Origin of the sequence: Jeotgalicoccus coquinae (assembly GCF_014207425.1) — a bacterium.
Taxonomy (GTDB): domain Bacteria; phylum Bacillota; class Bacilli; order Staphylococcales; family Salinicoccaceae; genus Jeotgalicoccus; species Jeotgalicoccus coquinae.
Map to the genome: position 1 here is coordinate 990,178 of NZ_JACHFF010000001.1, position 20,373 is coordinate 1,010,550.

Consider the following 20,373-nt stretch of genomic DNA (forward strand, 5'->3'; position numbering starts at 1 on the left):
AGCACTAACTTATTATTTTGTAACTTCATTAAAATAATAAGTTAACAGTGAATTATTATTGAATTCTTTTTTTCTGAAATTTGATAATACTACTTTAATTATAATTTAAATAAATTTCCATCAAAAAACCAGCTGGAATATGTGCTGCACCTTTAAAGTTGAATTTTGGAGTTCAACTTTAAGGGTGCAGCACAAGCGGCTGGCCTCTATATTACTTATTATAGTCTTCAGGATCGTCCATACGGTAGTCGTCATCGCCCCACTCGTTATCATCCGGCAGTTTGTAAGAAATATTTTTAGCAAAGAATATTGGAGATTCTCCTCTGTCCTTCTGCTCTTTGTAATCCCGCATCAGTTCAAATACTAACGGACTTAAGGCAACAACCATCATTAAGTTAATGATGGCCAGGAAAGCCATAAACAGGTCGGCCAGTGTCCATACCAGCTGTACGCCGAGTACCGCACCGACTGCTGTCATAATTACAACAATCACTCTAAACGCAAATGTCACTTTTTTATTATCCACAATAAAGCTTAAGTTACTCTGTGCATAGAAATAGTTACCAAGAATCGTCGAGAATGCAAACAGCAGAATGAATACTGCGATAATAATACCGCCGTAACCAAAGAACTGCTGATCCATTGCAGCTTGTGTAACTGCGATTCCCTGCGGTGCATCCGCACCGAAACTTAAGTCTGTGTACAAGAGAATCACAATCGCTGTTGCTGTACACACGATAATCGTATCGAAGTACACACCAAGCGACTGAATTAGCCCCTGCTGAATCGGGTGACGTACTGCAGCTGATGCCGCAGCATTAGGCGCTGAACCCATACCCGCTTCGTTTGACAGCAGCCCGCGCTGGAAGCCGTTAATAATCGCAGCACCTAAGGCACCGCCGAACACTTCTTCAATACCAAAAGCATTCACGACAATCGTCTGCAGCATTGGAATAATCATATCGTAATTCATCACCAGGATCACTGTTACTAGAATGATGTACAATCCTGCCATTACCGGCACAATCGCTGTAGCAACGTTCGCAATCGATTTCGCACCGCCGAATATTACAAGCGCGACAACAATCGCAACGACAATACCGCTGACCGCTGTGTTAATACCAAATGCTTCATCATACGCATTCGCAATCGTATTCGACTGCAGCATAACAAACACAATACCAAACGTAATCGTCATCAGTACCGCAAATACGTAGCCGATACCTTTTTGATTGAGACCTTTAGTCATGTAATACGCCGGCCCTCCGCGGAAGCCCGATTCTTTATCGCGTACTTTATACACTTGAGCCAGTGTTGCTTCAAAGAAGGCAGTCCCTGCACCTAAGAGGGCAACCACCCACATCCAGAAGACCGCACCTGGACCGCCGACAACGATTGCTGTCGCGACCCCTGCAATATTCGCAGTACCGATACGCTGAGCGGCACTGATTGTAAACGCCTGGAAAGATGAAATCCCTTTCGAGCCATCCGGCATTTTCGCCCGTTTTTCTCCAAGAGAAGAAAACATAATTTTCAGCCAGCGGAACTGAACGAATTTCGATGTGAAAGAGAAATATAATCCGGCAATAATTAACAGCCCGATTAATATTTCCTGCCACAGTAAGTCATTGGCGAAGTTTACCGCCTGTTCAAACATATTAAATGCTTGTTCCATCTAGATTCACCCATCCTGCATTTCTTTATATTTATAACGCGCTGAAGTGTGCATGTACAACGATGCCGAAAGCGTCTTCTTCAACGACAAACGAGCCGTTCGAATACTTCCCGCTGAGACGCACTTCATTGGCACGCAGTGTGTGAACGTTTGTTTCTGATATTAATTCGATTGTCTGATCTTTGCCTGCACCTGTAACTGATGCTGCAACCACTCTGTGCGGTTTTGATTTAATATCCTTATACAGCATTGAACCGACCTGTGCTCTGGCACCCGCATCAAACGTATCCAGACTCGTACGTTTGACCGCACCTCTGCTCGATACTGTGATCAGATTGCCTTCTTCAGGAATCAGTTCACCGAATACGAGATTATCATCCGCTTTAACATTCATTGCTTTAACACCTTGTGATTTTAAGCCTGTTGCTGATACTTCAGCAAGCGGATATTTCAGTGTTAAGCCTTTCTCTGTAACAAACAATAATGATTCTTTTCCAGGTTCAGTCATTGAGATGCCGATGACTTCATCATCTTTTTTAAGCTTCATATTGACAATCGGACGTGAAATACGCGTGGCTTCAAATTCACTTAGCAGTGTCTGTTTCACCTGGCCGCGTTTAGATGCCATCACGACACTGATATTTTCATCAAATTTAGATATTGTCCTTGCAAAAATCGGTTCTTCTCCATGTTTTAAATTGAAACGGGACGACAGATGCTGCCCCATATCTTTCCATTTAGTATCCTGGAGCCCGTGAACCGGAATAATCATATAGTTGCCGTAGTTCGTAAACACGAGCAGCTGTTCCAGTGTATTCGACATACTTGTAAACAGTGTTCTGTCTCCTTCACGCATACCCAGTTCTTCAGGTTTCGATGCGTTGTAGCTGCGGAGACTCGTGCGTTTAACGTAACCTTCTTTAGTCAGAGATACGACCGTATCTTCTTTTGCAATTAACTGTTCTTTGGAAATTTCAATCGTTTCGATTTTTTCTTCTACAGACGTTAAGCGTTCCGAAGCATATCTTTTCTTAATGTCTCTGAGTTCGGATTTAATTATTTTTTTAAGTTTTTTCTCGTCGTTTAATATTTCTGTCAGCTGATTAATCTGGAATTCCAGTTCGCTCTGCTCTGTTTCAAGCTCTGCGATATCCGTATTTGTTAAACGGTATAACTGGAGCATGACAATGGCTTCTGCCTGACGTTCAGTAAAGTCGTAGCGTTCAACGAGGTTTTCTTTGGCGTTGCGCTTGTTCTGTGACTCTCTGATAGTGCGGATTACTTCATCGAGGATAGATAATGCTTTAATCAGTCCTTCGATAATGTGCATGCGTTTTTCGGCATGTTCAAGATCATATTTAGAGCGGTTTGTGACAACGATTTTCTGATGCTTAATATACGCTTCAAGAATATCTTTTAAGCCCATCTGCTTCGGTGCACGGTCGCTGATTGCTACCATATTGAAGTTATATGAAATCTGCAGATCCGTCTTCTTGTAGAAGTAATTGATAATGGCGTCGATATTGGCATCTTTACGCGCCTCTATGACAATTCTCATACCTTCTCTGTCCGTTTCATCACGGACTTCGATAATGCCGTCCACCTGTCTGTCTGCACGAATTTCATCCATTTTCTTAACCATATTCGCCTTGTTCACTTCATACGGGATTTCAGTGACAACGATATTCACTTTGTTGCCGCGGGTTTCTTCTTTATTTACAAGACTGCGGACCACAATACGGCCTCTGCCTGAAGTATATGCTTTTTTAAGCTCGTTTTTACCCTGGATAATCCCGCCTGTCGGAAAATCCGGCCCTTTAACGATTTCAAGCAATTCGTCGATTGACACTGTCGGCTTATCGATAATTTTTAGTGTGGCATCGATGACTTCACCTAAATTATGCGGCGGAATATCCGTTGCGTAACCTGCAGAAATACCTGTTGCTCCGTTTACTAACAGGTTCGGGTATTTAGCCGGCAGAACAGACGGTTCCTGTTCCGTATCATCGAAGTTATCCATAAACGGCACTGTATTTTTGTTTAAGTCTCTTAAGAGTTCATTTGAAATCTCAGCAAGTTTAGCTTCCGTATAACGCATTGCCGCTGCCGGATCTCCGTCGACACTCCCTTTGTTACCGTGAATTAAAATAAGCTCTTCACGCATTTTCCAGTCCTGGCCCATACGGACCATAGCATCGTATATACTGCTTTCACCGTGCGGGTGATAGTTACCGATAACGTTACCGACTGTTTTGGCACTTTTACGGTAGTTTTTATCGAACGTATTGCCCTCTTTATACATCGCGTATAATATACGGCGCTGTACGGGTTTTAGCCCGTCACGCACGTCCGGTATTGCCCGGTCCTGAATGACGTATTTACTGTATCTCCCAAAGCGGTCGCCGATTACATCTTCTAATTTTAATTGCTGCAAGGGGTTATGCTCTGCCATAATCTTCATCACTCTCTGCTAATTTTTCTACATCCTGATTATCAAGAATGCTGTTGCCTTCTTCAAGCGTAAATGACACGTTTGCATCGATCCATTTACGTCTGATTTCAACGTTGTCACCCATCAGCGTCGTGACACGTTTCAGCGATAATGCTTCGTCTTCAATTCTTACCTGAATCAGCGTACGCGTTTCGGGATCCATTGTCGTTTCCCACAGCTGTTCAGCCATCATCTCACCGAGACCTTTGTAGCGCTGTAGTTCGGCATTGCCCATCTCTTCCTGTGCTTCTGCCAGTTCGTCTTCGGTCCAGACGTATTTAATTTGTTTTTTCTTGCCTTTTTTCTCCAGTTTAAAGAGCGGCGGCAGTGCAATGTAAATCTTGCCTGCTTCAAACAGCGGACGCATATAGTTAAAGAAGAACGTTAATAACAATACCTGGATATGCGCACCATCCGTATCCGCATCAGTCATAATAATAATTTTATCGTAGTTCGTATCATCCACTTTAAAGTCAGTGCCGACGCCGGCACCGATTGTATGAATAATTGTATTGATCTCTTCGTTTTTAAAGATATCTTCGAACTTCGCTTTTTCGGTATTAATTACTTTACCGCGCAGGGGCAAGATCGCCTGGAAACGTCTGTCGCGTCCCTGCTTGGCCGAACCGCCGGCAGAGTCACCCTCTACCAGGAACAGTTCATTTTTCTTCGCGTTTTTACTCTGTGCCGGTGTTAACTTACCTGACAGCAGTGTATCTCTCGATTTATTCTTTTTGCCGCTCCGTGCTTCCTCACGCGCTTTACGTGCAGCTTCACGCACCTGGCGGGCTTTAATTGCTTTTTTAACAAGCTGTGTGGATAAGGCGCCGTTTTCTTCTAAATAATACGGCAGCTGTTCCGTTAATAATGTTTCCATTAAGTTACGCGCTTCTGCTGTACCCAGTTTCCCTTTAGTCTGTCCTTCGAACTGGAGCAGGTGTTCGGGCAATTTAATGGAGATGACGGCAGTCAGTCCTTCACGGATATCACTGCCTTCTAAGTTTTTATCTTTCGTTTTCAGTTCACCGATTTTGCGTGCGTATTCATTAAATGCACGTGTAAATCCGGTTTTAAAGCCGACTTCATGCGTTCCGCCGTCTTTTGTGCGGACGTTGTTTACGAACGAAATAATCGTTTCCGAGTACTGGTCGTTAAACTGGAAAGCAACCTCTGCCTGCATTTCATTATGCGTGCCTTCGAACATAACGATATTGCCGATATCATCCTTGCCTTCATTTAAAAATTCAATGAATGATTTCAGCCCGTCATCGAACTGGAAGACTTCCTCTTCATCAGTACGTTTATCATTAATTGTAATCTTTAAGCCTTTAGTTAAAAACGAAGACTCGCGCATGCGCTCAGTGATTGTTTCAAAGTTAAACGCAATCGACTGCTTAAAGATTTCAGGATCCGCTTTAAATGTTACTTCTGTACCGGATTCTTTCGTCTTCCCTGTTTCTTTCATGGGCTGGTCCAGTTTGCCGCCGTCTTTAAATGATATCTCATGAATTTTACCGTTTCTGAAAACGCGTATTTTTAAAGATTCACTTAATGCGTTAACAACAGAAGAACCAACACCGTGAAGTCCGCCTGCAGATTTATAGTTATCCGAGCTGAACTTACCGCCCGCATGCAGTACTGTGAAGATCACTTCAGCAGTTGGACGTCCGGACGAGTGCATTCCCGTCGGCAGTCCGCGCCCGTTATCGCGGATTGTAATACTTTCATCTGCATTAATAGTAATATTGATTTCATTTCCGTGGCCGTTAATAATCTCATCGACCGCATTGTCGGTAATTTCATATACGAGGTGATGCAGACCTCTCGTATCTGTAGAACCGATATACATTCCCGGACGCTTTCTAACAGCATCCAGGCCTTCTAGTATTTGAATGGACTCATCAGTATATCCAGTTTTCTTAGCCAAGTCTGTATCCTCCTACAAACAATACAAACGTATGTTCGTTAAATTAATCTACTTATCTATTTTTATATAAATTCATAAGTTTTGCAACAAAATATATAAAGTTGACATAATTATATTATAAGCCACTTTATAATTATATGTGCGAAAATATTATTTTATGGTAAACTATTAATACCTGATAGCAAAAGGGGATTATTTAGTGTATACAGTTATTTTATTATTAATTTTCAGCTACCTTTTCGGCTCTATTCCATTCGGCCTGATTATCAGCAAAACATTTTATAAAATTGATTTGCGCGAACACGGGAGCGGTAATGTCGGTACGACAAACACATTCCGTATCCTCGGCAAAAAAGCCGGTATCGTTGTCCTTGTACTCGATCTGCTGAAAGGTGCGATCCCAGTATGGGTGGCACTGCTCGTCAGTACCGACGTGGATTTCCCTGTAATTATTTTCGGGGTTGTGGCAGCAATCGGCCACGTCTACTCGATATTTTTAAAATTTAAAGGCGGCAAAGCCGTTGCAACAGGCGGCGGTGCTTTATTAGCTGCGGCGCCTATTATTTTTCTGGTGGTGCTGGTGACGTTTTTAGTTACTTTAAAAGTATCGAAATACGTTTCACTCGGCAGCGTCTTTGCAGCCATTTCGCTTTTAATCAGCGTTTTTTTTACGGGTGACCCGTTTATCATCGGCTTTGGAATTATCCTTGGAATTATGGTGATTGTTAAACATATTTCCAATATGCAGCGCATTAAAGAAGGCACTGAGCCTAAAATTACGTTCATGTAAATGTCAATAAGAGAACGGCCTGAAGTCTGTACGGACTTTCAGGCCGTTTTTTTGGTGTTGATTGATGCTGTGTGTTTTGGTGGCGGCGGGTGCTCATTGAGATAATCAGCTGTTTACTTCTCAACGGTGGTCGTTCATTGGGATGATTAGGCGTTTACTTCTCAACGGTGGTCGCTCGTTGGGATGATTAACTGTTTACTTCTCAATGACAGCTGCTGGTTGAAACGAGCAGCCGGCTGCGTCTCAACACGGCCCTTAAAATATAAATCCATCAAAGCGATGCTTTGATGGATTTGTCAAACCAGTTTTTATATTAAGCTGAAGCAATCTTCTTACGAAGTACAAGCTGTAAAATACCGCCGTGTCTGTAGTAGTCAGCTTCAACGTCTGAGTCGAAACGGACTTTAGCTTTGAAGTTAACTTTGTCGCCGTTTTCTTTCGTTGCAACAACATCGATCACTTCTCCTGCTGTAACACTTTCATCGATATTAATGTCGAAGCTTTCAGAACCGTCAATGCCGTGGTCTTCAGCATTTTCCCCGTTAACAAACTGTAATGGCAGAACGCCCATCATTACTAAGTTTGAACGGTGGATACGTTCGTAGCTTGCAGCAAGTACTGCTTTAACACCAAGTAAGTTAGTACCTTTGGCTGCCCAGTCACGGCTTGATCCCATACCGTAGTCGTCTCCGGCTACGATCATCAGGCCTGTGCCTTCTTCCTGATACTTCTCTGATGCTTCATAAATGCTTGTTACTTCACCAGTCGGCCAGTGAGTTGTGTATCCGCCCTCTGTACCCGGTGCAATCTGGTTGCGGATACGGATGTTTGCGAATGTTCCGCGTACCATTACTTCGTGGTTACCGCGTCGTGAACCGTAAGAGTTAAAGTCACGAGGTGACACACCCTGTTCGATTAACCATTTACCTGCCGGTGTATCTTTACCGATCGCACCTGCCGGTGAAATGTGGTCAGTCGTTACAGAATCTCCAAATTTACCAAGTACGCGCAGACCGTTTAACGGTTCGATTGTACCTGCTTCTTTAGATAAGTTCTGGAAGAATGACGGGTTTTGGATATATGTTGATTCGTCACCGAAGTCGTATAATGGTGCATCAGTCACTTCAATATTGTTCCACGTTTCGTTTGAATCGAATACTGTTTCGTATTCTTTTCTGAATAGTTCAGGCGTAACTGTAGACATTACAGTGTCTCTAACCTCTTTAATTGAAGGCCAGATATCTTTCATGAATACATCGTTACCGTCTTTGTCCTGGCCAAGCGGCTCAGTGCGAAGATCGATATCTACTGTACCTGCAAGTGCGTATGCCACAACAAGCTGAGGCGAAGCTAAGTAGTTCGCTTTAACTAATGGGTGGATACGTCCTTCGAAGTTACGGTTACCTGATAATACAGATGATACGAGCATGTCGTCATCAACGATTGTTTTCGTTACTTCAGGACGTAACGGACCTGAGTTACCGATACAAGTTGTACAACCGTAACCAACCAAGTTAAATCCAAGCTGGTCAAGGTACGGCTGAAGACCTGCATCTTCAAGATATCCTGTAACAACTTTAGACCCCGGTGCTAATGAAGTCTTCACGTACTTCGGCACTGTCAGTCCTTTTTCAACTGCTTTTTTAGCGATTAAACCTGCACCCAGCATAACGTACGGGTTAGATGTGTTTGTACATGAAGTAATTGCAGCAATAACAAGGTCACCGGTTTTCAGTTCGTCCTCGCCGCCGTCGTTGTACTTCACAGTACCGGTTTTACTGAATTCTTCTTCAGTTAAGCCGTGACCGTGGTTACCGCTCTCAGCTGTAACTGATTTTCTGTATTCTTCTTTCATGTCTGAAAGCTTGATTAAATCCTGCGGACGTTTAGGACCTGCAAGAGATGATTCAACTGTAGACAGATCAAGTTCAACAACATCAGTGTAAGTTGGTTCTACTGACGCATCGAAGAATAAGTTATTTGCTTTCAGGTATTCACGAACCACTTCAACGTGTTCAGCGTCGCGTCCTGTAAGTGTTAAGTAGTCAAGCGTTTCATCATCAACTGCGAAGAAACCACAAGTTGCACCGTATTCAGGCGCCATGTTTGCGATTGTTGCGCGGTCGGCAAGCGGTAATTCTGTTACCCCCTGGCCGAAGAACTCAACAAATTTACCTACAACACCTTTTTTACGCAGCTCTTCAGTCACACGTAAAGCAAGGTCAGTTGCAGTTGTTCCTTCCGGTAATGAGTTAATCATTTTCACACCGATAACTTCAGGAACCGGGAAGTATGAAGGCTGTCCAAGCATACTTGCTTCAGCTTCGATACCGCCGACACCCCAACCCAGTACGCCAAGACCGTTGATCATTGTCGTGTGGGAGTCAGTACCTACAAGAGTATCCGGGAACAGAACTTCTGCGCCGTCTTCTTCTCTTGCGTGAACGACGTTAGCCAGGTACTCAAGGTTAACCTGGTGAACGATACCTGTCGCAGGCGGAACAGCCTGATAGTTATCGAACGCTTTAGTTGCCCAGCGAAGGAACTCATAACGCTCCATGTTACGCTCGAACTCCAGGTCCATGTTTTTCTGTAATGCGTTCATGCTGCCGTACTCATCAACCTGTACAGAGTGGTCAATTACTAAGTCAACCGGTACTTCAGGGTTGATCTTCTGAACGTCTCCGCCCACTGCTTCCATCGCTGTACGAAGTGAAGCAAGGTCAACTACCGCAGGTACCCCTGTGAAATCCTGCAGAATAACGCGGGAAGGTTTAAATGGAACTTCTTTACCTTTAATATCCCCTTTATCCCAGTTTGCCAATGCTTCAATGTGTTTATCATTAATAACACTGCCGTCATACTGTCTTAATACTGACTCCAGTAATACACGGATTGAATACGGTAACTTTTCAGAATTGCTCATGCCTGAATCTGCCAGTGACTGCAGACTGTAATAAGTATAATCTTTACCATTCACTGATAATGTCTGACGTGAATTGTCTTTTACGTTTTTTGACATCATTAAAAGCCCCCTCTAAATTTAGTCATCCTAATTGTATACTTACTCCAGCAATAAAGTAAATGCTTTCACCCAAACTTGTGATATGAATAAGCTTGCACATAGAATAACCTTTACTTATCTTAAATTATAACATTCATAACTAAACATTATGAGTATTTTGCCTGTGTTAAAATTGAGTTAAGAATATTAATATGTAAATTAACACTTGAAATCAAGTATTTTTCATGTAATATTAGAAGAAGTTATATAATTACTAACAAAGGTGGTCATATTATGTGGCAGGAATTTAAAGACTTTATGCTGCGCGGGAACGTTTTGGACCTGGCAGTGGCAGTAGTTATCGGGGCAGCGTTTGGTAAGATTGTACAGGCGTTGGTTGAAAACATCATCATGCCTTTAATCGCTTTAATATTCGGCGACACTGATTTCGCGTCAGACTGGGTGTACATGGGTATTACATACGGTGTGTTCATTCAGGCGATCATCGACTTCATTATTATCGGTGCAGCAGTATTCGTATTCGTTAAAGTTGTTAACAAGTTAACGAAAAACAAATTTGTTGAAGAAGAAGTTGAGGACGAATCACTTGTGCTTTTACGCGAAATGAGAGACTCATTAAAAGGTCTGGAAGACAGCAAAAAAGATGGTACTGGTTTATAATTTTTATTTATTTTTTTTGGGAGGGCACATTGGGTGCTCTCTTTTTTTTGTACTTTGGAAAATTATGATTGCTTATTTACTGCAACGGTGTCTCATGTATACATAAACCTCCCCGAAGGATATAAAATTTTAATCTTACGTCTTTTGGGGAGGCAGCCAGGCGGAGCGCGACAGTTTTCAACTTTCTATCGAAACTTCATTGGGGCGAATACAGTTATTCGTCCCATCGTTAACCTCTCAATGGGATGATTTGTATTATTCGTCTCATTGTACGGTTCTCATTGGGTTAATAGTTCTTTATCGTCTCAATGTCCCCGTCTCATTGAGACAATTAGATGTATTCGTCCCAATGAACGCAAAATAGCAGCAGAGGATTTCTCCCCTGCTGCTTCAATACTAATCTATTTATCTCTTAAACCCTGTTTCACTTCGCTGATGAAGTACAGACTGCCTGTAACAAGCAGCAGCTCTCCATCGAAGTGCTTCACATAGTCCACATAATCTTTGACAAAATGCTTATTCGGATGATCGATTGAGTTAAACAGCACTTCCCCGTCTTCTGCTTTAAAGAAGTCGAATTCCGTTACATTAAAGGTGTCCGCCAGCATGCCGATTTTATACACCATCGTGTCCAGCGGCTTGCCTTTTACTGCAGAGAACAGCACTGTAATCTTTTTATCGGGATAATTTTCACGCATCGTATCTACAAGCGCATCCACCGCTTCATTGTTATGCGCACCGTCCAATATGATAATCGGATCTTCGCTGATTCGCTCAATACGCCCGGTCCAGAACGTCTTCTCAACGCCCTGGATCATTTTGTTCACATCCAGCTTAACGAGGTCACGTTCCATCATTTCAAGGAGTGCTGCGATCGCGATTGATGCATTTTCCTGCTGGTGGCGGCCGAGCATTTCAAGGCGAATATCGTCAAAGTCATATTTGCCGTATTTAAAGCTGAATTCCTCACCGTCAGTGACTAAAATCACATCGCGTTCGAGTTCAATGCCTTTAGCATTTTTCTCATCAAGCACCTTATAGATATAGTCGCGGCACGTTTCGTCTTTTACGTTAAAGACCAGCGGAATGCCTTCTTTAATCACACCCGATTTATCTTTCGTAATTTCGAGCAGCGTATCACCGAGAATATCGATATGGTCCATACCGATACTTGTCAGTAAAGTCATTACCGGTCTGAAGACGTTCGTCGAGTCATGCGTGGCACCGAGACCCGCTTCAACCAGCACATAATCCACCGGGTGCACATTTCCAAAGTAGACGAACATCATCATCGTAATGATTTCAAATTCCGTAGAATTGCCTAAGTCCGTTTCCTCTACCAGCTGCTCTGACACCGGGCGCACTATGTTCGCCAGCATCGCAATGTCTTCGTCGGGTATCGGCTTGCCGTTGATCGAAATGCGCTCGTTGAATACTTCGATATACGGGGACGTAAATGTCCCCACTGTATAGCCGTTTTCATTCAGAGCGCTGCGCATATACGACAGCGTCGAGCCTTTGCCATTGGTGCCGACAATATGCACACCGGTAATCTTTCTTTCGGGATGGTCGAGTTTCTCAAGCATCCATTCCATGCGTTTGACTCCGGGCTTAATTCCAAATTTCGTCCGTTCGTGTATCCACTGCAGGCTCTCCTGATAATCCATAGGCTATTCCACACCTCTCATGCTGTTCAGGCGTGCCTCAACTTCTTCATACTGTGCTTTGTAGCCCGCTTGTTTTTTACGTTCTTCATCAACGATTTTCTCCGGAGCGTTGCTCACGAATTTCTCGTTATTTAACTTGCCTGATACACGTTTCAGTTCGCCTGACAGACGTTCCAGTTCTTTTTCAAGACGTGCAATTTCTTCTTCTTTGTTAATTAATCCTGCAAGCGGCAGTACAACTGTTGCTCCTTTAACGACATCTGTCTTATCGTCGTCGCCTTTATCGATTGAAGCAGCGATCGTTAAGTTTTCAGGATTTGTGAAGCGTTCGATATAATGCTTGTTACGTTCAACAGCAGCACGGCGGTTTTCATCTTTGACTTCAAGTTTAATGTCGATCGGTTTGGATAACGGCGTATTCACTTCATTACGTGTCGTTCTGACCGATTTAATAATACTTACCAGCAGTTCCATTTCAGCTGAAGCGTCGTCGAAGTTCAATGACCCGTCAACTTCCGGCCATTCGCTGACTACGATTGAAGTCTCTTTATTGATTGTCTGATAAATTTCATCCGTCACAAACGGCATGAACGGGTGAAGCATCTTCAGAATCTTATCCAGAGTATACAGCAGTACTGAACGCGTCATCTGTTTCTCTTCATCAGTACCGTGAGTCATCGGCACTTTCGCCATTTCGATATACCAGTCACAAAAGTCATCCCAGATGAAGTTGTATAACGCGCGTCCCACTTCACCGAACTCGTAGTCTTCAGACAGACGTGTAACATCTGCGATTGTTTCGTTTAGGCGTGTCAGTATCCACTTGTCAGCGAGTGATTTATCGCCTTCTAAGTTAATGTCTTCAAGTGTGAAGTCTTCACCGATATTCATTAACGCAAAACGCGAAGCGTTCCAGATTTTGTTAATGAAGTTCCATACGCTTTCCACTTTCTCGTCTGAATAGCGTAAATCCTGACCCGGCGTTGAACCTGTAGACAGGAAGTAACGCAGTGCATCCGCACCGTACTTCTCGATAACATCCATCGGATCTACACCGTTGCCGAGTGATTTCGACATCTTGCGGTTCTGCTCGTCACGTACAAGACCGTGCAGCAGTACATCATCAAATGGTTTCTCGCCTGTCTGCTCTAAAGATGAGAAAATCATACGCGCGACCCAGAAGAAGATAATGTCGTAACCTGTAACCAGTACATTCGTCGGGAAGTACTTAGCGAGGTCCGGCGTGTCGTCCGGCCAGCCCATTGTAGAGAACGGCCATAAGGCGCTTGAGAACCAGGTATCGAGGACATCTTCGTCCTGCGTCCAGTTTTCAATGTCCGAAGGTGCTTCTTCGCCGACGTACAGTTCGCCTGTTTCATTGTGGTACCAGGCAGGAATCTGATGGCCCCACCATAACTGGCGTGAAATGACCCAGTCTCGGATATTTTCCATCCAGCCGTTAAACGTATGTTCAAAACGATTTGGAACGAAGTCAATACGGTTATCCGTTTCCTGGTTTTTAAGACTCTTCTCAGCTAAAGGCTGCATGCTGACAAACCACTGCGTTGAAAGATAAGGCTCAACAATGGCGTTAGAGCGCTCAGAGTGCCCGACAGAGTGCACGTGAGATTCAATCTTAATCATAAAGCCCTGTTCTTCAAGATCTTTAACCAGCTGCTTGCGGCAGTCGAAACGGTCCATACCTTCATACTGTCCGCCCAGTTCATTAATTGTTCCGTCAGGATGCATTACGTTAATACGCTCAAGATCGTGACGGTTACCAATTTCAAAGTCATTCGGGTCGTGTGCCGGCGTCACTTTCATTGCACCTGAACCGAATTCCTGCTCAACGTAGGAATCCGCAATAATCGGCAGCTCACGGCCAACGATTGGCAGTGTGACAGTCTTACCGATAAAGTCCTGATAGCGTTCGTCATCCGGGTGCACAACCACCGCAGTATCACCGAGCATTGTTTCAGGACGCGTTGTTGCGATCTCCAGGAAGCCTGAACCGTCAGTTAACGGATACTTCACATGGTAGAAGCTGCCTTCGATATCTTTATGAATCACTTCAATATCACTGAGTGCCGTCTGTGTTAACGGATCCCAGTTAATAATATATTCACCGCGGTAAATTAAATCCTTGTTGTACATATCAACGAATACTTTGCGGACTGCTTTGGACAGACCTTCATCCAGTGTAAAGCGCTCTTTATCGTAATCAAGACCAAGTCCCATTTTTGCCCACTGCTCGCGTATATGGCCTGCATATTCCTCTTTCCAGTTCCATGCATGCTCGATAAACTTCTCGCGGCCGATTTCAGCAGGCTTAATGCCCGCTTCACGGAGGCGTGCATCCACTTTAGCCTGCGTTGCGATGCCCGCGTGGTCCATGCCCGGCAGATACAGTACATCGTAGCCCTGCATACGCTTCATGCGCGTGATGATGTCCTGCAGCGTCGTATCCCATGCGTGACCGAGGTGCAGTTTACCCGTGACGTTCGGGGGCGGGATAACGATGGAGAACGGTTCTTTGTCGCTGTTTACGTCAGATTTAAATAACCCCTGCTCTACCCATTTGTCGTACTTGCCTTGTTCAACTTCAGCCGGATTATACTTTTTCGGCATTTCCATAACGATCACTCCTCATAATTTTAAAAACAAAAAAACTCCAGTCCATAAATAGGACGGGAGTTCCGCGGTGCCACCTAAATTCAGGCATAATTACTGCCTGCATCTCAACTTGGTGATTAACGCTCACCGCACGTTTCGGATTACTTGCCTCTGGCGGGACGGATTTTACTTCGTTCCCTCAGCGTTCACACAAAACTTATCATAGTTACTTTCACTGTAGGCACCGGTAAACTTTCACCAACCGTTTACTCTCTTTTACGCCTGCATACAGCTACTCTTCTACGTCTCTTATTATTTATATAAGTTAATATTATGCGACTTTTAAATAACTGTCAAGATTGAAGTGGCTTACTGTTTCGCCTGTTTCGCGCGTTTTCTGCTGAGATATTTTAAATAGTAGCCGACGATCGGTACGACGACGATAATGATGAAGAAAATTCTGAAGATGTGGTAACTCGAAATCATCGCAATGTTCCCGCCGGTTTCAATCGCAATTACGATAATCTGTCCCAGTCCGCCCGGTGCGGCACTCAGGAACAAGTCGTTAAACTGATGCGATGTGAACAGCTGGAAAACGAATACGATAAACATTGTCCCGAAAATCAGCAGCAGGTTCTGGAGCAGTATTGAGAATATCAGACGTTTGTTCAGCTGTGTCATTAATGATGCAATCTGCAGTCCGATACGGATACCGAACAGTATTTGCGCAATATTAATAAAAACGAGATCCAGTGAGAATTCTATTCCCGTCGTTAAGTTCCATATAATTAAAACGATAATCGGTCCGAGCATTAAACTCGCCGGGAATTTTATCTTGTCGAGAATAAAAATGAGCGCGAATGCAGCAATCGGGATAATGAGCATTTCCGGAGTAAAGATTGTCGAAATGTAATCGACCGCGACCGCTTCGGCACCGACGTCGGCACGCGGTGTAAAGATACCTGCGACGAACGGGACGATCAGCACGATTAATATAATCCGCGACATCTGAGTGAGCGTCACGAGCAGTATGTCCGCACGCTTCTCCTCCTCCGCCATAATCAGCATCTGGGATAACGCACCCGGTACCGAAGCGAGAATCGCTGTTTCCGGTGTACTGCCGGTCAGGTATATAAAGAACCGTGACAGTACGAGACTGAGTATAAGAACGAGAATTGTCATAAGAAAAATATTAAACAAGTCAGCCCGCATATCCATTAAAGCATCGAGAGTCAGAGTGGAGCCGATTTCGATGGCCATGATGGCAACACCGAGATTACCGAGCCAGCGCGGGAAAAAGAGTTCACGCTTGACCAGTCTGATGTAGAGAATTGTCGCAATCATTGAGCCGAAGAGCCATGGCAGAATCATTCCTATTGCAGAGAGACCTGACGAAATCAGGGCCGCCGCAGCGACGAGCAGCAGAAAACGAAGTACTTTCATAAAATCACCTTATCTATTCAAGTGTCATATATAATAATAACTTATATTTCCAGTGATATAAAGTAAGTTGCATTTTACACTTTATTCAGAAAATTATGGTGTGGGTGGATGTTGTGGTGTGTGCAGGTGGTTGGAGGACGACGGCGGTTCGACGGCGTACTTTAACACCACTTGGACTACGACACCACTTCGACGTCGTACTTCAACACCACTTGGAGGACGACGGGGATTCGACGTCGTACTTCAACACCTCTTGGAATACGACACCACTTCGACGTCGTACTTCAACACCTCTTGGAATACGACACCGCTTCGCCGTTGTACTTCAACACCTTCTAGAATACGACACCGCTTCGCCGTCGTACTTTAACGCCTCTTGGAGGACGACACCGCTTCGCCGTCGTACTTTAACACCTCTTGGAATACGACACCGCTTTGACGTCGTACTTTAACACCTCTTGGAGGACGACACCACTTCGCCGTCGTACTTTAACACCACTTGGAGGACGACACCGCTTTGACGTCGTACTTTAAACTTAATAATACTTTCAAATACCCTGATTTTTTGTAAATACTCGTTTTTATGCTGTCCGGTTCACAACAGGAAATGCCCGTTGTCATCCCAGACACCCTGGTTAACAACGGGCAGCTCGCCTCCTCATTCAGCAATGGTTTTTATCTTGTTAGTTTTGTTCAGCATCGTCTTTTTCACTGACTACGCGTTCCTGTTCTTTAAGGAAGAGCGCGAATACCAGGCCGAGCACGGTTAATACCGCTGAGGCGATAAATGTATAGTTCACGCCGGTGATTTCGTCTGCCGGTGCGGGCGTGCCGCCGGATACGTTGAACGCGACCCCCGTCATTATTGTGATCAGGAGCGCGGTGAAGAGCGACCCGCCGATTTGGCGCATCGTATTGTTCAGCGACGTGCCGTGGGATATCATCTGATTGTCGAGCGCGTTCATGGCATACGTGGTGAGTGCCATCATCGACAGCCCGACGCCTAAAAAGCGCACGGTGTAAACCACAACAATATACGTAAATGTTGTTTCAGTGCTGAGGAATGACATTAAAATCGACGTGATTAATATCAGTATAAGACTGGTGAATGTGAGTATTCTAATGCCGTACTTATCGAACAGCCAGCCGGCAACGAGTGACATAATGCCCATAACAATGGCGCCGGGCAAGAGCGCAAGACCTGACTGGAATGCAGTAAACCCGAGCATATCCTGCATTAATACAGGAACGATATTGTTTGCGCTGACCATCGACACAAAAACGATAATACCAATAAGTGTGGCCATTAGGAAGTACGGATTCGCGAGCACTCGGATTTCTAAAATCGGCTGCACCAGTTTAAATTGTCTTCTGACGAAAAATCCGACAATAATTAATCCTAATACTATCGGCAGAATAACTTCCATGCTCGTCCAGCCGCTGACCCCCGCGACTGAGAAGCCGTATAACAGTCCGCCGAATCCGAGTGTCGACATGATAATGGATAACACATCGACTTTCGGGTTCGTCTGTTCAGTGACGTTCCGCATAAAGAAATATGCGAAAAGAATATTCATTCCCGCTAACGGTGCAATGATGATAAACAGTGTGCGCCACGGCCAGAATTCGACTATGTATCCTGACAGTGTCGGCCCGATTGCCGGTGCAAATCCTATTATCAGCCCAAACAGCCCCATTGCTTTCCCGCGGTTTTCGACTGAGAACATCTGCAGCAGAATGACCTGTGACAGCGGCATCATAATTCCGGCACCGGATGCCTGCAGTATTCGCCCCGCCAACAGAGCAGGAAATACTGTGGATATTGCGGCGACAATCGTTCCGGCCATAAATAAAATCATCGCGGTCATGTATAATCTCCGCGTTGTAAATTTATTAATTAAAAATGCAGAGATCGGAATCATAATTCCGTTCACTAAAAAGAATCCGGTCGTCAGCCACTGCGCTGTACTGAACGGAATATTAAGATCCGCCATAATAACCGGCACTGCCGTCACGAGCAGTGTCTGATTTAATATCGATACGAATGCGCCGACGATCAAAATCGCAATAACGAGATTCCGCCCCGACGTACTCCCCCTGTTTTTTCTTCTGTTCATATAATTTGTCACCCGATTCCCATATAATCCCCTGTTTATATATAGAAAAAGACAAACTCATACAATACGAGTTTGTCTTTATATCTCAGTTATTATTGTTCGCTGAAGAACTGGTACATTGCAGTAAGCTCTTCGTCAGCAACCTGGTCTGCACTGAATGCAGGCATAGATCCCTGGCCGTCACGAACGATTGAAGTGAACTCGTCTTCAGCAAGGCTTGTACCTGCTAAAGCCGGCCCCATAGCTCCGGAGAAATCCTGACCGTGACATGATGCACAGTTGTCGCGGGCAATTCCTTCAGCATCAACGTCTCCGCTTGATGCAGTTTCTTCGCCTTCTTCTTCAGAAGCGCCCTCTTCACTTGACTCTTCTCCTGAATCCGCTGTTTCTTCTGTTGCAGCTTCATCCTCAGACGCAGTGTCGCTTCCGCCGCCGCTGCCTAAGTGGAAAATAAGTAAAGGAACGATTAAGAATACAACAAGCACAGGAACTAACCAGTAAATGTGTTTAGTACCTTTAGTGTTCGGATCGGGATTTTTCTCGATGTAGCGAGGCTGGCCATCGACTTTTACTCCGCGTGAACGTTTTTTATTATCACTCATTATGTCTACCCCCCATTTATACTATCACTCACTATTATACACATATTCTATAACTCATGAAGTACAAAATTTAAATTATTTACCCGTAACTTTACTTAATGCATTATCAAATGCATTAATTGTCATCTGGATGTCTTCTTCAGTGTGTTTAGTTGACAGGAACATTCCTTCAAACTGTGACGGCGGCAGGTAGACGCCTTCTGCTAATAATGCCTGATACATTGCTCTGAACAACTCTAAATCACTTGAGTTTGCACTGTCGAAATCTGTCACAGGTCCTTCTGTCAGGAAGAATCCGATCATTGAGCCTGCACGATTTATCGTAATCGGCGTGTCGTGACTCGCAAATACTTCTTTCAGACCCGCTTCAAGCTGATCTGCAAGTTTGCCGAAGTACTCGTAGCTGTCCGGTGTTAACTGGCTTAATGTTGCAAGTCCTGCACTCATCGCGAGCGGGTTACCTGATAATGTTCCAGCCTGATAAATATCTCCTGCCGGTGCAATGCGTTCCATGATTTCTTTTTTCCCGCCGTAAGCGCCGACCGGAAGTCCGCCGCCGATTACTTTACCGAGGCATGTTAAGTCCGGAGTAATGCCGAAGTGACCCTGTGCCGAGTTGTAGCCGACACGGAATCCTGTCATTACTTCGTCGAAGATTAACAGTGAATCATTTTTCTCTGTAATGTCGCGCACAAACTGAAGGTATCCTTCAACCGGCGGCACTACACCCATGTTGCCTGCGACAGGTTCCATAATGACTGCAGCGATGTCATCGCCGAATTTATCGAATGCTTCTGTCAGACTTCTTTCGTCGTTGTAAGGGACAGTAATTGTGTTTTTAGCAGTTCCTTCAGGAACGCCCGGAGAATCCGGAAGACCAAGTGTCGCAACACCTGAACCTGCTTTAATTAATAACGAGTCACTGTGGCCGTGGTAGCAGCCTTCAAATTTAAGAATTTTGTTTTTACCTGTGTACCCGCGGGCTAAACGAAGTGCCGCCAGTGTTGCTTCTGTTCCTGAAGACACCATACGCACCATTTCGATTGACGGTACACGTTCCATAACAAGTTCAGCCATTGTCGTCTCAAGCTCCGTCGGTGCACCGAATGATGTCCCTTTAACCGCTGCGTCCTGAACGCTTTTCACGACTTTATCGTCTGCGTGGCCAAGAATTAACGGACCGAAGCTTAATGAATAGTCGATGTAGGAATTGCCGTCCACATCGTAAAGACGTGAACCTTTAGCGTGATCGATAAATAACGGGTGGTCGCCGACCGATTTAAAGGCGCGTGCCGGAGAGTTTACTCCGCCCGGCATTACTTTAACCGCTTTTGCATAAAGTTCTTTTGACTTATTATACATC

The 20,373-nt window shown here is 44.5% G+C and carries 12 protein-coding genes and 1 other annotated feature; of the genes, 2 read left to right on the forward strand and 10 right to left on the reverse strand.

All coding sequences use genetic code 11. The annotated features are described in order from the left end of the window. Window positions 1–211: 211 nt before the first annotated feature. The 3 genes from HNR41_RS04915 to parE are packed head-to-tail and all read right to left on the reverse strand — an operon-like array spanning window position 212 to window position 6,093. Window positions 212–1,675: an alanine/glycine:cation symporter family protein gene (locus HNR41_RS04915; RefSeq protein ID WP_184282296.1), complete on the reverse strand. Its 1,464-nt coding sequence runs from the start codon at window positions 1,673–1,675 to the stop codon at window positions 212–214. A 31-nt stretch (window positions 1,676–1,706) separates the two neighbouring features. Next, a complete protein-coding gene (parC, locus tag HNR41_RS04920; RefSeq protein WP_184282298.1) occupies window positions 1,707–4,127 on the reverse strand; it encodes a DNA topoisomerase IV subunit A in 2,421 nt (806 codons plus the stop codon). Further along, complete coding sequence (parE, locus tag HNR41_RS04925; protein WP_184282300.1) at window positions 4,114–6,093, reverse strand: DNA topoisomerase IV subunit B; 1,980 nt, start codon at window positions 6,091–6,093, stop codon at window positions 4,114–4,116. Before parE ends, parC begins: the two co-directional genes overlap by 14 nt. A gap of 199 nt (window positions 6,094–6,292) precedes the next feature. On the opposite strand from parE, the gene plsY reads away from it, so the two are divergent. After that, complete coding sequence (gene plsY / locus HNR41_RS04930) at window positions 6,293–6,883, forward strand: glycerol-3-phosphate 1-O-acyltransferase PlsY (protein ID WP_184282302.1); 591 nt, start codon at window positions 6,293–6,295, stop codon at window positions 6,881–6,883. Window positions 6,884–7,196: 313 nt separating this feature from the next. Here plsY and acnA read toward each other — a convergent pair whose 3' ends face one another. Further along, window positions 7,197–9,905 carry an aconitate hydratase AcnA gene (gene acnA / locus HNR41_RS04935; protein WP_184282882.1) on the reverse strand — a complete coding sequence of 903 codons (2,709 nt, stop codon included), beginning with the start codon at window positions 9,903–9,905 and terminating at the stop codon, window positions 7,197–7,199. Window positions 9,906–10,181: 276 nt separating this feature from the next. On the opposite strand from acnA, the gene mscL reads away from it, so the two are divergent. Continuing rightward, window positions 10,182–10,568 (forward strand): large conductance mechanosensitive channel protein MscL, encoded by a 387-nt coding sequence (gene mscL / locus HNR41_RS04940; protein WP_184282304.1) that lies wholly within the window; start codon window positions 10,182–10,184, stop codon window positions 10,566–10,568. 401 nt (window positions 10,569–10,969) lie between these two features. Here the strand turns inward: mscL and HNR41_RS04945 are convergent, their stop codons facing one another. The 6 genes from HNR41_RS04945 to hemL all read right to left on the reverse strand — a co-directional run bounded on the left by HNR41_RS04945 (window position 10,970) and on the right by hemL (window position 20,372). Then, window positions 10,970–12,235, reverse strand: a complete 1,266-nt coding sequence (locus tag HNR41_RS04945; protein WP_184282306.1) for a bifunctional folylpolyglutamate synthase/dihydrofolate synthase — start codon at window positions 12,233–12,235, stop codon at window positions 10,970–10,972. Between the two features lie 3 nt (window positions 12,236–12,238). Then, window positions 12,239–14,869 carry a valine--tRNA ligase gene (locus tag HNR41_RS04950; protein ID WP_184282308.1) on the reverse strand — a complete coding sequence of 877 codons (2,631 nt, stop codon included), beginning with the start codon at window positions 14,867–14,869 and terminating at the stop codon, window positions 12,239–12,241. Between the two features lie 46 nt (window positions 14,870–14,915). Next, window positions 14,916–15,166 (reverse strand) — a binding site (T-box leader). A 51-nt stretch (window positions 15,167–15,217) separates the two neighbouring features. Next, window positions 15,218–16,291 (reverse strand): AbrB family protein, encoded by a 1,074-nt coding sequence (locus HNR41_RS04955; RefSeq protein WP_184282310.1) that lies wholly within the window; start codon window positions 16,289–16,291, stop codon window positions 15,218–15,220. 683 nt (window positions 16,292–16,974) lie between these two features. After that, window positions 16,975–18,408 (reverse strand): MDR family MFS transporter, encoded by a 1,434-nt coding sequence (locus HNR41_RS04960; RefSeq protein WP_184282311.1) that lies wholly within the window; start codon window positions 18,406–18,408, stop codon window positions 16,975–16,977. Between the two features lie 92 nt (window positions 18,409–18,500). Next, a complete protein-coding gene (locus HNR41_RS04965; protein WP_184282313.1) occupies window positions 18,501–19,010 on the reverse strand; it encodes a c-type cytochrome in 510 nt (169 codons plus the stop codon). Window positions 19,011–19,085: 75 nt separating this feature from the next. Next, on the reverse strand, window positions 19,086–20,372 hold the full coding sequence (gene hemL, locus HNR41_RS04970) for a glutamate-1-semialdehyde 2,1-aminomutase (RefSeq protein ID WP_184282315.1): 1,287 nt from the start codon (window positions 20,370–20,372) through the stop codon (window positions 19,086–19,088). Window position 20,373: the final 1 nt, after the last annotated feature.

Coding starts and splice junctions, on each gene's coding strand:
- HNR41_RS04915 (WP_184282296.1), bottom strand. CDS start 1,675: ATGGAACAAGCATTTAATATGTTTGAACAGGCGGTAAACTTCGCCAAT.
- parC (WP_184282298.1), bottom strand. CDS start 4,127: ATGGCAGAGCATAACCCCTTGCAGCAATTAAAATTAGAAGATGTAATC.
- acnA (WP_184282882.1), bottom strand. CDS start 9,905: ATGTCAAAAAACGTAAAAGACAATTCACGTCAGACATTATCAGTGAAT.
- mscL (WP_184282304.1), top strand. CDS start 10,182: ATGTGGCAGGAATTTAAAGACTTTATGCTGCGCGGGAACGTTTTGGAC.
- HNR41_RS04945 (WP_184282306.1), bottom strand. CDS start 12,235: ATGGATTATCAGGAGAGCCTGCAGTGGATACACGAACGGACGAAATTT.
- HNR41_RS04950 (WP_184282308.1), bottom strand. CDS start 14,869: ATGGAAATGCCGAAAAAGTATAATCCGGCTGAAGTTGAACAAGGCAAG.
- HNR41_RS04955 (WP_184282310.1), bottom strand. CDS start 16,291: ATGAAAGTACTTCGTTTTCTGCTGCTCGTCGCTGCGGCGGCCCTGATT.
- HNR41_RS04960 (WP_184282311.1), bottom strand. CDS start 18,408: ATGAACAGAAGAAAAAACAGGGGGAGTACGTCGGGGCGGAATCTCGTT.
- HNR41_RS04965 (WP_184282313.1), bottom strand. CDS start 19,010: ATGAGTGATAATAAAAAACGTTCACGCGGAGTAAAAGTCGATGGCCAG.
- hemL (WP_184282315.1), bottom strand. CDS start 20,372: ATGTATAATAAGTCAAAAGAACTTTATGCAAAAGCGGTTAAAGTAATG.